This window comes from Aeromonas piscicola, assembly GCF_000820005.1.
GTDB lineage: Bacteria > Pseudomonadota > Gammaproteobacteria > Enterobacterales > Aeromonadaceae > Aeromonas > Aeromonas piscicola.
Genome location: NZ_CDBL01000052.1, coordinates 369,833 through 382,224, shown reverse-complemented (window position 1 = coordinate 382,224; position 12,392 = coordinate 369,833). Strand labels below are relative to the sequence as shown.

14 protein-coding genes are annotated in these 12,392 nt (G+C 58.1%); 2 read left to right on the top strand and 12 right to left on the bottom strand.

The window, feature by feature from the left end; all coding sequences use genetic code 11:
• The 7 genes from nhaR to rppH form a co-directional block, all read right to left on the bottom strand.
• On the bottom strand, window positions 1–527 hold a 527-nt coding region (nhaR, locus tag BN1128_RS12400; RefSeq protein WP_042869365.1), incomplete at its 3' end, for a transcriptional activator NhaR.
• Window positions 514–894, bottom strand: coding sequence for a Rossmann-fold NAD(P)-binding domain-containing protein (locus BN1128_RS12395; RefSeq protein WP_172955414.1), 381 nt, complete (start codon window positions 892–894; stop codon window positions 514–516). The genes nhaR and BN1128_RS12395, both read right to left, overlap by 14 nt.
• A 20-nt stretch (window positions 895–914) precedes the next feature.
• Window positions 915–2,105, bottom strand: coding sequence for a Na+/H+ antiporter NhaA (nhaA, locus tag BN1128_RS12390; protein WP_042869135.1), 1,191 nt, complete (start codon window positions 2,103–2,105; stop codon window positions 915–917).
• A gap of 224 nt (window positions 2,106–2,329) precedes the next feature.
• The gene (gene thyA / locus BN1128_RS12385) at window positions 2,330–3,124 is read right to left on the bottom strand and encodes a thymidylate synthase (RefSeq protein WP_042869134.1); all 795 of its coding nucleotides are present in this window, start codon (window positions 3,122–3,124) and stop codon (window positions 2,330–2,332) included.
• The gene (lgt, locus tag BN1128_RS12380; protein ID WP_042869132.1) at window positions 3,121–3,948 is read right to left on the bottom strand and encodes a prolipoprotein diacylglyceryl transferase; all 828 of its coding nucleotides are present in this window, start codon (window positions 3,946–3,948) and stop codon (window positions 3,121–3,123) included. The genes thyA and lgt overlap by 4 nt, the downstream gene beginning before the upstream one ends.
• A 67-nt stretch (window positions 3,949–4,015) precedes the next feature.
• On the bottom strand, window positions 4,016–6,295 hold the full coding sequence (gene ptsP, locus BN1128_RS12375) for a phosphoenolpyruvate--protein phosphotransferase (RefSeq protein WP_042869130.1): 2,280 nt from the start codon (window positions 6,293–6,295) through the stop codon (window positions 4,016–4,018).
• A gap of 13 nt (window positions 6,296–6,308) precedes the next feature.
• Entirely contained in the window at window positions 6,309–6,836 is a 528-nt protein-coding gene (gene rppH, locus BN1128_RS12370; protein WP_043141866.1) for an RNA pyrophosphohydrolase, read from the bottom strand.
• Between the two features lie 733 nt (window positions 6,837–7,569).
• Here rppH and mutH point away from each other — a divergent pair.
• The gene (gene mutH / locus BN1128_RS12365; RefSeq protein WP_042869128.1) at window positions 7,570–8,244 is read left to right on the top strand and encodes a DNA mismatch repair endonuclease MutH; all 675 of its coding nucleotides are present in this window, start codon (window positions 7,570–7,572) and stop codon (window positions 8,242–8,244) included.
• 83 nt (window positions 8,245–8,327) lie between these two features.
• A complete protein-coding gene (locus tag BN1128_RS12360) occupies window positions 8,328–8,651 on the top strand; it encodes an isoamylase early set domain-containing protein (protein ID WP_042869126.1) in 324 nt (107 codons plus the stop codon).
• Between the two features lie 128 nt (window positions 8,652–8,779).
• On the opposite strand, the gene rplS is transcribed toward BN1128_RS12360, so the two are convergent.
• From rplS to ffh, 5 genes are all read right to left on the bottom strand, one after another.
• Window positions 8,780–9,127: a 50S ribosomal protein L19 gene (gene rplS, locus BN1128_RS12355; RefSeq protein WP_005313505.1), complete on the bottom strand. Its 348-nt coding sequence runs from the start codon at window positions 9,125–9,127 to the stop codon at window positions 8,780–8,782.
• Window positions 9,128–9,159: 32 nt separating this feature from the next.
• Window positions 9,160–9,909, bottom strand: coding sequence for a tRNA (guanosine(37)-N1)-methyltransferase TrmD (gene trmD / locus BN1128_RS12350; protein ID WP_042869124.1), 750 nt, complete (start codon window positions 9,907–9,909; stop codon window positions 9,160–9,162).
• A gap of 34 nt (window positions 9,910–9,943) precedes the next feature.
• Window positions 9,944–10,465, bottom strand: coding sequence for a ribosome maturation factor RimM (gene rimM / locus BN1128_RS12345; RefSeq protein ID WP_042869122.1), 522 nt, complete (start codon window positions 10,463–10,465; stop codon window positions 9,944–9,946).
• Window positions 10,466–10,489: 24 nt separating this feature from the next.
• Window positions 10,490–10,738 (bottom strand): 30S ribosomal protein S16, encoded by a 249-nt coding sequence (gene rpsP, locus BN1128_RS12340; RefSeq protein ID WP_021141082.1) that lies wholly within the window; start codon window positions 10,736–10,738, stop codon window positions 10,490–10,492.
• Between the two features lie 182 nt (window positions 10,739–10,920).
• Window positions 10,921–12,297 carry a signal recognition particle protein gene (gene ffh / locus BN1128_RS12335; RefSeq protein WP_042038808.1) on the bottom strand — a complete coding sequence of 459 codons (1,377 nt, stop codon included), beginning with the start codon at window positions 12,295–12,297 and terminating at the stop codon, window positions 10,921–10,923.
• Between the last annotated feature and the right edge of the window lie 95 nt (window positions 12,298–12,392).

Sequence of the window (12,392 nt, the reverse complement as noted above, 5' to 3'; positions counted from 1 at the left end):
GCCTTGCAGAAGAAGCTGACGCCACAACCGCCGAGCCGCTTGGAGAGCAGGCCCGCATGCTGGCTGGAGTCCACCGGGCAGTCGGAGAGGATCATGTCGAGCTTGTGCTCGCTCAGCTGTTCCAGCAGCAGCTCGTGGGTCGATTCGAAGCAGCGCAGGTGGATGGAGCCATCGTTGGGAATAACCGAGAGCAGTACCCGGCTGGCGAGGCGTTTGGAGAGCGCATCGGCGATGCCGACGTCGAACAGTATCTGGCTCTCCTTACGGTAGTTGACGATATCCAGCATCTCGTAGGAGAGGCTGAACATCTTGTCGGCATAGCGAAACACCAGCTGGCCCAGCTCGGTGGCCTCGAGGGAGCGCCCCTTGCGCATCAGCAACTTGCCGCCCAGGCGCTGCTCCAGCAGCTTGATCTGGCCGGTGACTGTCTGCGGGGTCAAGAAGAGGGCTTCCGCCGCCTGGGTGACGGAGCCCTTCTTCTGAGTCATCCAAAAATAGTAGAGGTGGTTGTAGTTAAGGTGTGACATCCGATGGGGTTCCCGCGGTACGCGGACTCCGGTAGCAGCTGAGTTCAGCCGCCAGAATGTCATACATGTCGCTGATCGAGTCAACCTTGTTTGCGGTGAACTGCGCCTGCAGGTTGGCCTTGAGGCGCACCTTGTCAGGCATCCGCTCGCCGCAGTAGCGCTTGTTGGACTGCTTGACCCGCTCACCAGCCCGACTGCTCAGGGCCCGCTCGGCGAAGGTCTCACCGAATTGGGCCTTGGCCTGCTTGTCCCCCAGCATGACGGCGCTGTCGACCACCCCGTTGAGATAGGCGGAGCAGCTGCTTGATGCCGCATCCTGCTGACAATCTTCCAGACTGGCCGCCCAGAGCCCCGGGCTCGCCAGCATGACCAACCCTATCACTCTTCTCATAACCCCTCCGTGCTTTGATCCGCCTCCCGGTTGGGAAGCGACATCCGCAGGGCGAGATAACCGACCACTGCCGCCAGGGTGGATCCCACCAGGATCCCGAGGCGTGAATAGCTGCCGTAATCCAATCCGCCGTGCTCGAACGCCAGCGATGCGATGAACATCGACATGGTAAAGCCAATGCCACACAGTATGCTGACCGCAAAAATCTGCTTGAAGTTGACCCCGCCCGGCAACTGGGCGATGCCCAGCTTGACCGCCAACCAGCTGATGGTGAACACCCCGAGCGGCTTGCCCACGAACAGCCCCAGCATGATGCCAAGAGGGACAGGGCTCAGCAGGGATGACAGGCCTATCCCGTCCAGCGAGACCCCCGCATTGGCAAAGGCGAACAGCGGCAGTATCAGGTAGGCGCTCCAGGGATGCAGCGAATGCTCCAGATGCTTGAGCGGCGAGGCATAGCGCTTGCCGTTGAGCGGTATCATGAAGCCCACTATGACGCCAGCCAGGGTCGCATGGACGCCGGACTTGAGCACAGCCACCCAGAGCACCAGCCCCACCAGCATGTAGAGGCCGATCCTGTCCTCGCCGCGGCGATTCATCCACAGCAGGGTCAGGGTCGCCAGTATGCCGACCGCCAGCGCCGTCAGCGACAGCTGCTGGGTATAGAAGAGCGCGATGATGATGATGACCCCGAGGTCGTCCATGATGGCCAGCGCCAACAGGAATACCTTGAGGCTGACCGGTACCCGCTTGCCCAGCAGCGCCATCACCCCGAGGGCGAAGGCGATGTCGGTCGCGGCGGGGATAGCCCAGCCGGCACGCGCCACCTCATCCGAGTAGTTGAAGAAGGCGTAGATGAGCGCGGGGGCCAGCATGCCGCCGACCGCGGCTATGGCCGGGAAGGTCGCCTGTACCCGGGAAGAGAGCGCCCCTTCCAGCATCTCGCGCTTGACCTCAAGCCCGACCAGCAGGAAGAAGATCGCCATGAAACCGTCGTTGATCCAGAGCAGCAGCGGCTTGTTGATGTCGAGCGCGGCGATGCGCACCTGCACCGGCGTATCGAGGAATGCCTGATAGCCGCCTGCCAGACCCGTGTTGGCCAATACCATCGCCAGTATGGCAGCCATTATCAGAATTATTCCGGAGGCGGCCTCCAGCTGCAGAAACTTCTTTATTACGTTGCTCATGGTTAAATTATCCACAGTATTACTTTGATTTGAGTCTATATCCCATAACAATTAATGGAAAATCGTTTCTTACTGCTGAATACAACGAGAAAACCGAAGGCAAAACAGAAGGTGTCTGCTATAAGCAGGTTTTACTGCACTCCGGCCCCCTTGATGACGCAATCAATAAAATGCATTTTCAGTTATTTTTATGCATAAAAAAGGCGCCCTGAGGCGCCTTTCGATCAGATGGCGACGGGCGCCTTGATGCCGGGATGGGGGTCATAACCCTCAATCTCGAAATCCTCGAATTTGTAGTCGAAGATGGAGTCGGGTTTGCACTTGATCACCAACTGCGGCAACGGACGCGGCTCACGGGAGAGTTGCAGCGCGGTCTGCTCCATGTGATTGGAGTAGAGGTGCACATCACCACCGGTCCAGACAAAATCGCCCACTTCCAGATCGCACTGCTGAGCCATCATGTGGGTCAGCAGGGCATAGCTGGCGATGTTGAACGGCAGGCCGAGGAACACATCACAGCTGCGCTGGTAGAGCTGGCAGGAGAGTTTGCCGTCCGCCACATAGAACTGGAAGAAAGCGTGGCAGGGAGCCAGCGCCATCTTGTCCAGCTCGCCCACGTTCCAGGCGGAGACTATGATGCGGCGCGAATCCGGATTGTGCTTGATGTCATCCACAGCCCGCTGGATCTGATCGATGACGGTGCCATCGGCCGCCGGCCAGGAGCGCCACTGGGCGCCATAGACAGGCCCCAGATCGCCATTCTCGTCGGCCCACTCATCCCAGATGCTGACGCCGTGTTCTTTCAGATAGGCGGTGTTGGTGTCGCCGTTGAGGAACCAGAGCAGCTCATGAATGATGGAGCGCAGGTGGCACTTCTTGGTGGTGACCAGCGGAAAGCCATCCGCCAGGTTGAAGCGCATCTGATGGCCGAACAGGGAGACGGTACCGGTGCCGGTGCGGTCGGATTTGACCGTGCCCTCATCCAGGATCTTCTGCATCAGGTCGAGATAAGCCCTCATTGCTTGGCCTCCTTCGCGGCGTTGCCGAACAGCTGAGGACGCTTGTAGGCGACCCAAATCATGATGGCACCGACGATGATCATCGGCATGGAGAGGATCTGGCCCATGCTGATCTCCTGGAAGTAGAGACCAAGCTGACTGTCCGGCTGGCGCACAAACTCCACCAGGAAGCGGAACAGGCCGTAGCAGAACAGGAACAGGCCTGAGATGGCGCCACGGGGCGGGTTCTTGCGCCAGAACAGGTTGAGGATGATAAACAACACCACACCTTCCAATGCGAACTGGTAGAGCTGGGAGGGATGGCGCGGCTCCGGGCCAGCCTCAGGGAATATGATGGCCCAGGGCACATCAGTGACCCGGCCCCACAGCTCGCCGTTCAGGAAGTTGCCGATGCGACCCACGCCGAGGCCAAACGGGATCAGCGGTGCCACAAAGTCGGCCACGGTGAAGAAGTGGCGCTTGGTCTTGTGGGCGAACCAGATCATGGCGGTGATGACCCCGATCAGGCCACCGTGGAACGACATGCCGCCGGTCCAGATCTTGAACAGGTAGAGGGGATCGGCCAGGAACATGTCGAAGTTGTAGAACAGCACGTAACCGACCCGGCCACCCAGGATCACCCCGAGGAAGCCGTAAAACAGCAGATCGGAGACCTCGTTGCGGGTCCAGCCGCTGTTCGGTGTATCGGCGCGACGCCCCGCCAACCACATGGCGAAGGCGAAACCAAACAGATACATGAGACCGTACCAGCGTACCGATAGTGGCCCCAAACTGAATGCTACAGGATCAACCTGCGAGAAAACCCAATATCCATCGTGCTGCATATGCGGCCCCAGTCATAAGAAAAGCCGCATTTTCCGATCATTCGTCAGCAGGGACAAGGCATGATTATCAATCAGTCTGTTTCGTTTTGTGACCGGCCCGCAGCAAGCCGCCCAGACCGTGCTCTTCCAGGTAACGGGCGAACAGACCGCGCAGCACGTGAGGATTGTCGTGCTTGAGGCCGTCGGCCATCAGCGCGGTCAGTTCGCTCAGGGTGGATTGACGCAGCACGTACTTGATGCGGGCAATGTTGTGGGTGTTCATGCTGAAGCGCCGATAGCCCATGGCCAGCAGCAAGAGCACACCGACCGGATCACCGGCCAGCTCGCCGCACACGGAGACAGGTTTCTGGTAGCGATGGGAGGCATCGACCAGCAGTTGCAGGGCGCGGATCACCGCGGGATGGAAGGCATCGTAGATGTTGGCGACACGGGCATTGTTTCGATCCACCGCCAGCAGGTATTGCGTCAGGTCATTGCTGCCCACCGACCAGAAATCGATGAGCGGCGCCATCTCGGGCAGTATATAGAGGGCGGAGGGCACCTCTATCATCACTCCCAGGCTGGGGTAGCGGATCACCGCATCGCGGCTCGCCGCCTCTTCCGACACTTCTCGCCAGGCCTGATCCAGCAACCGGCGGGAGGCTCTGATTTCGCTGACGCTGCTGATCATCGGCAGCATGATTGCCAGGTTGTCCAGCCCCTCGCTGGCCCGCAGCATGGCTTTGAGCTGAACCAGAAACAGTTCGGGGTGATCCAGAGTGAGCCGGATCCCCCGCCAACCAAGGAAGGGATTTTCCTCGACGATGGGGAAATAGGGCAGTTGCTTGTCGCCCCCCACGTCCAGCGTGCGCATGCAGACCGGCCGGTTGCGATAGGTTTCCAGGATGCCGCGATAGCGCGCCGTCTGCTCCCACTCGGAGGGAAAACTGTCCTGCAGCATGAAGGGGATCTCGGTGCGATAGAGCCCGACCCCGTCCGCCAGATGATTGAGGGAAATCTCGGTATCGGCGCTAAGGCCCGCGTTGAGCAGCAAGGAGACAGGGGTGCCGTCGGCGGTTTCCGATGGCTGGTTGTCGACGCTGCGCACCAGGGTATCGAGCGCCCGCTCCTCGTTGAGCAGTTGCCGATACTCGGTCAGGATCACCTGATTGGGCTCGATGAAGAGATCGCCGCTGTAGCCGTCGACCACCAGCATGCGACCGCCTATGTCGCCGAGCGGCAGATCCACCCCCATGATGGCCGCCACCCCCATGGCACGCGCCAGTATGGCCGCGTGGGAGTTGGTGCCCCCCTTGAGGGAGACCACCCCGGTCAGGAATTCCCGCGGCACCTCGGCGAGTATGGTGGCCGTCACCTCGTCGGCGACCAGCACCACGGGCTCGCCGACCGTGATGTGTTCAGGTTCATTCTGCACCAGCCGGCTGATGAGCCGCTGGGCTATGTCCTTCACATCGGTGGAGCGCTCCTGCAGGTAGGGATCCTTCATCCCCTTGAACTGATCGATCAGCCGGTCGCTGATGAGCTTGACCGCCGACACGGCCGTCCAGTGCTCCTTGCTCACCTTGTTGCGAATGGGCTTGATGTAACCGGGATCGTTGAGCAGATGCAGATAGATGTCGAAGATGGCGACCGAATCCTGGCTGTAGCTCTCGCGAAACCGCAGCGCCAGACTCTCCAGATCGTGGCGAACCTCTTCCACCGCCACATTCAGCCGCTCCAACTGCTTGGCGTGCTCCTCATCCTTGCGCGGAGTGATGGTGCTGAGCTCCTTGCGGGGCCGCCACACCCAGGCCTTGGCCATGGCAATGCCGCTGGCTCCGGCGATACCGCGCAGCGGCTTGCTCCAGTCGGTCTTCTGCAACCAGCCCTTGGCCTGCGCCTGGGCGATGCGGGCCGCCAGCTGGGCCGCCAGCGTGACCATGAAGGATTCCTCCCCCTCATCGAAGAGGCGACTTTCCTTCTGCTGCACCACCAAAATGCCCACCACCTGGCGCTGATGCATGATGGGGGCGCCAAGGAAGGAGCGAAATGCCTCTTCGGCAACATCGGGCAGGAATTTGAAACTGGGATGGGAGGGTGCATCGGCCAGGTTGATCAGCTCTTCGCGCTGACCCACCAGACCGACTATGCCCTGCTCGAATGGCAGGGTCGCCTTGCCCACCGCCGACTCGGCCAGACCATCGGTCGCGGCAAGCCGGTAGCGGCGCATGTCAGGTTCAGAGACATAGACGGAACAGCAGTCCACCATCATGGCCAGCCGGGTCTGGCTGACCAATGCCTGCAAGGCCAGCTCCAGGGTGTTGGCTTCGGCCATGCTTTCGACGATGCGTCTGAGTTCCGTCAGCAACTAGGTGTGCTCCTTAGCGAGAGCGGTTGCGCCGCCCATCTTTCCGATTAACTTGCACCACAGGCACTGGCATCGCCAGCGGAGCAAACTCCTTCATCACCCGTCGATAGACTTCTCGTTTGAAGGAGACAACCTGGCGTACCGGATACCAGAAGCTGACCCAACGCCAATCATCAAACTCGGGGTGGCCATGACAGCCGAACTGGATCCTGGACTCCCTGCCCGGATCCAGCTGTAGCAAGAACCATTTTTGTTTTTGGCCAATACAGACCGGTGAACTGTCCCAACGAACAAGACGTTTTGGCAAGCGGTACTTCAGCCAGTTGCGACTGGTGGCCATGATGGTCACATCCTCGGGCTTGAGGCCTATCTCCTCATACAGCTCACGATACATGGCCTGCTCAGGCGTCTCACCGTCATCAACCCCCCCCTGCGGAAACTGCCAGGAGTGCTGCCCATAGCGCTTAGCCCACAATACTTGCCCGTCACGGTTACAGATCACGATTCCGACATTGGGACGAAACCCGTCGCCATCTATCACGTGATCACCTTATAAAGGCTGAATCTATAAGGAGATTGTTCCACATTCACCCCGTGGCAGCAAACAAGGACTGCAATCCCTCACTCATGAATAACTTTCAATTTCAAGCCGACTTATAAACAAACCCGAGGATCAAGCCCCGCAAGTTGCCCACCCAGACTGTGCATAAGCCTGTGAGCAAGCGGGTATATACAGTAGTTTTGTTTATCTGCTCTACTCAGGACATCAGCATACAGCATGGTGATAAAAACTAAATATGTATTTAAATACATGATGTTAAATGCAGGGTGCTGGATCAAGATCCATGTCTTTCCCAGCCAGCGATCCGAGATCCAGATTGTGAACAAGTTCGACTGCTCAAAGATCCACCATGACTAATTTATCCACAGGAGTGGCACACTATCTGCCCTGTCATCACAGTAAAAATCGGTGTAGTTTCACATTTTTTTGTAACAACACCCCGACTATCACCACTTTGAGCCAGTTATCCAAGATTTCTGTGGATAACTGTGTGCAACAGCATGAGCAAACCCTTGGACAACTATTTCAAGTCGGGATCCTGCGTGGGAATGATCGGTGCAACAAAGACAAATCCGTTAAAAATCATTATGATAAGTGCTTACACACAAAACCGCCTACCCCGTGCAACCCCTCGGCCAGATCGGTTATAAAAACAGCGATCCTCACCAGGGATCAGACTTGCTAGAATAATCCCCCTTTGTAGGAGTCATTCATGCCCACCCAGCCCCAGTCCGAGCAGGAGTTATTGAGCCGAGCCCATGCCATGGCGGGCTTCACGCTGGCACAGCTGGCTGCCGATGCCGGCCTCGCCGTCCCGCGGGATCTGAGGCGGGACAAGGGCTGGGTCGGTCAGCTGATCGAATGGCAACTGGGCGCCAGCGCCGGCAGCAAGCCAGAGCAGGACTTCCCCGAACTTGGCATAGAGCTCAAGACGATCCCCATAGATCCTCATGGCAAACCGCTGGAGACCACCTTCGTCTGCGTGGCGCCGCTGATCGGCGTCAGCGGCCAGCGCTGGGAGCAGTCGAACGTGCGCAACAAGCTCTCCCGGGTGCTCTGGATCCCGGTGGAGGGCAGCCGCGACATTCCCATAGGCGAGCGCCGGATCGGCATGCCGCTGATGTGGAGCCCGAATGAGGAGGAGGATCGGCTGCTGCGTCAGGACTGGGAGGAGCTGATGGACATGATAGTGCTGGGCGAGGTGGAGCAGATCAGTGCTCGCCACGGCCAGGTGATGCAACTGCGCCCCAAGGCCGCCAACAACAAGGCGCTGACCCGTGCCATCGGTCGCAATGGCCAGCCGATCCTGACCCTGCCACGGGGCTTTTACCTCAAGACAGGCTTCACCCACGACCTGCTGCAACGTCACTTTGCCCTGCCCCTTTGATCTCCGTTATAAACATCCTTGCCATAAAGTGATATAAAAATAGCCAGAAGCTATTTCTTCGTAATCAATGACAAGGAGGCGTCATGCCGATCAACAAGCAGTTCCTCAAGTCCCGTCCCGAGGTCAAGGTGACCTTCGCAGTGGAAAAAATGGCCGCAGGTGAGGCTGAACAGGTACTGCTGCTGGGGGAATTCAGCCAGTGGCAACCCATAGAGCTCAAACGGATGAAGAGCGGGGAGTTCAGAACCACCCTCAACCTGCCCACCGATGGTCCCAGCCATTTCGAATACTGCTACCAGCTGGTGCAACCGAACGGGGAGACTCACTACGATAACGACTGGGAAGCGGACGACTATGTGCCCGGCCCCTTCGGACGGGACAACTCGGTGGTGTGGGTCAGTCAGTAGCGACGAGCAGAATACTGGCGTGTCTGGCCGGCACCCGAATTGCAGACACAAAAAAGGCTCGCCATTGGCGAGCCTTTTCACTACCTGTCGAGCTTTTCGCCGACATACCGACACCAATTCGAATCGAATTAGTTGAGCTTCTCTTTGATACGAGCAGCTTTGCCGGACAGGTTGCGCAGGTAGTACAGTTTGGCGCGGCGAACATCACCACGACGCTTCAGTTCTACACTGTGGATCAGCGGAGAGTGAGTCTGGAATACACGCTCAACACCTTCGCCGTTGGAGATCTTGCGAACGGTGAAAGCAGAGTGCAGACCGCGGTTACGCTTGGCAATAACGATGCCTTCGAAAGCCTGCAGACGCTCTTTGCCACCTTCTTTAACACGAACTTGAACACGTACGGTGTCGCCCTGGGCAAATGCCGGGATGTCGGTACGCAGTTGCTCTTGTTCAAGCTGCTGAATAATCTTGCTCATTGTCTTTCCTTACCTAGGATAAACTGAAAACTCTACTTAACGCTGTCACGCACTTCGCGGACATACTCGGCAAGAAGTGATTCTTGCTCGTCAGTCAGAGCTAGGTTGTTAATAAGTTCCGGCCTTCTTTGCCAGGTTCGTCCGAGCGACTGTTTGAGACGCCAGCGTCGAATCACTTCGTGATTGCCGCTTGTCAGCGCCTCTGGCACCGCCAATCCATCCAACAACTCCGGCCGAGTGTAGTGGGGATGATCCAGCAAGCCATCCGTGAAGGAGTCCTGCTCGGCACTGGCCTGATCGCCCAAAACCCCGGGGACCAAACGCGAAACCGCATCGATCAGGGTCATGGCAGGCAACTCGCCACCACTTAACACGTAATCACCGATAGACCACTCTTCGTCGACTTCGGTTTGTATTACGCGTTCATCGATACCTTCGTATCGACCGGCTACCAGAATCAATTTCTGACTCGTCGCCAACTCGGTTACGCCAGCTTGAGTCAGCTTGCGTCCCTGAGGAGAGAGATAGATGACTTTCGCCCCGTCTCCCGCCGCTTGCTTGGCTGCATGAATCGCGTCACGCAGCGGCTGAACCATCATCAACATGCCGGGCCCACCACCATAAGGACGATCATCGACCGTACGGTGTTTGTCGTGGGTAAACTCCCGGGGGTTCCAGCACTCAATCTGCAGCAGGCCACTCTTGACGGCCCGACCCGTTACCCCGTGCTCGGTAATGGCTCGGAACATTTCAGGGAAGAGGCTAATGACCCCAATCCACATAAGAAACCTCCGGCACCCGTGTTAGCGCGGGAAACTAGAAACCAGGATCCCAATCAACTTCGATTGTTCGAGCAGTCAGATCAATATGCTTGATCACCTGCTCTTCCAGGAACGGAATCAACCGCTCCTTTGCGCCAAAGGCATCTTTTACATTGGCCTCAACCACCAACACATCGTTGGAGCCGGTTTCCATCAATTCGGTCACCTTGCCCAGGTCGTATCCCTTGGTGGTCGATACCGAGCAACCAATCAGGTCACGCCAGTAGAACTCACCTTCAGGCAACGCAGGCAACAGATCGGCGGGAACGCCAATCTCGACATTGGTCAATGCCAGGGCATCTTCACGCAGATCGATACCATCGATCTTGCAAATCAGACCCTTGTTGTGACGCTTCCAGGCCGAAACCTTGAGTTCACGCCACACCCCGTTCTGATTGATCAGCCAGGGGTTGTAATCGAAAATCGCTTCGGCAACATCGGTGAAGGAGTTCACTTTAAGCCAGCCCTTGATGCCATAAACGGTACCCAGGGTGCCCAGAACTATAGGTTTTTCCACCTTAACTCCTTACCGTTGGGCTGATTAAGCAGCTTTGGCAGCGTCTTTGATCAGCTTGGCAACGCGGTCAGAAACAGCGGCACCAGTAGCAACCCAATGCTCGATACGAGCCAGGTCCAGGTTCAGCTTTTCGGCAGAACCAGAAGCAACCGGGTTGAAGAAACCAACGCGCTCGATGAAGCGACCGTCACGGGCGCAACGGCTGTCAGAAACTACTACCTGGTAAAACGGACGCTTTTTCGCGCCACCACGTTGTAAACGAATGGTTACCATATCGTCCTCATTAACATCTAATGAACAAGGCCCGCAAACACGCGGACCCTAGCTTAAAATAAGCCGCGTAATTCTACTTGGATTCGTAATAATTGCAACCAAGCCAGCCATTTTTTGCACAAGGCTCACAATGAAAAGGGCCCACCTCTGGTGAGCCCCTGGCCTGGCTGAAACGGTCGGGATCAGAAGGGACCGCGACCACCACCGAATCCTGGTGGCAGCATGTTCTTCATCTGCCCCATCATCTTGCGCATGCCGCCCTTGCCGGACATCTTCTTCATCATGCGCTGCATCTCGGTGAACTGCTTGAGCAGCTTGTTCACATCCTGCACCTGCATGCCGGAACCTGCAGCGATACGGCGCTTGCGGGAGCCCTTGATGAGGTCTGGATGGGCACGCTCCCTGGGCGTCATGGAGCTGATGATGGCCTCCATCCGCACGGTCAGCTTGTCATCCATCTGATCCTTGACGTTGTCCGGCAGACCGGACATGCCCGGCAGCTTGTCGAGCATGCCCATCATGCCGCCCATGTTGCGCATCTGGGCCAGCTGTTCGCGGAAGTCTTCCAGATCGAAGCCCTTGCCACTCTTGACCTTGTTGGCCAGCTTGGCGGCTTTTTCTTTGTCGACATTGCGCTCCACTTCCTCGATCAGCGACAGCACATCGCCCATGCCGAGGATGCGGGAGGCGAGGCGATCTGGATGGAACGGCTCCAGCGCATCTGTCTTCTCGCCCATACCGATGAACTTGACCGGCTTGCCGGTGATGTGGCGCACCGAGAGAGCGGCACCACCGCGAGCGTCACCGTCCGCCTTGGTGAGGATCACGCCGGTGAGCGGCAACGCCTCGTTGAAAGCCTTGGCGGTGTTGGCTGCATCCTGACCCGTCATGGCGTCCACCACGAACAGGGTCTCGATCGGTTTGATGGTGGCGTGGAGATGGATGATCTCGTCCATCATGTCGCTGTCGACGTGCAGACGACCGGCGGTATCCACTATCACAACGTCATAGAACTTCTTGCGCGCCTGATCGATGGCGGCGGTGGCGATGTCGACCGGCTTCTGGCTGGCATCGCTCGGGAAGAAGTCGACGCCGATGTCGCTCGCCAGCGTCTCCAGCTGCTTGATCGCCGCAGGGCGATAGACGTCGGCACTGACCACCAGCACCTTCTTCTTGCTGCGCTCTTTGAGCAGCTTGGCCAGTTTGCCGACCGTGGTGGTCTTACCGGCACCCTGCAGACCCGCCATCAGTATGATGGCCGGTGGCTGGGCGGCCAGGTTGAGCTGCTCGTTGGCTTCGCCCATCACCGAGACCAGTTCACCGTGCACTATCTTGATGAAGGCCTGGCCCGGACTCAGGGACTTGGCCACTTCCTGGCCGACCGCCCGCTCCTTGACGCGAGCGACGAAGTCACGCACCACCGGCAGGGCGACGTCCGCCTCGAGCAGCGCCATGCGGACTTCGCGCAAGGTATCCTTGATGTTCTCTTCGGTCAGGCGACCGCGCCCACTGACATTGCGCAAGGTGCGCGAGAGTCGTTCAGTCAAATTCTCAAACATGACGGATTCCGGTTCTTGGCGTAATAAATTGGGGGCATTATAACCCAGAGCGGACGCGAGGACGATTATTCACCGCACGGCAGCAATGGGGACCT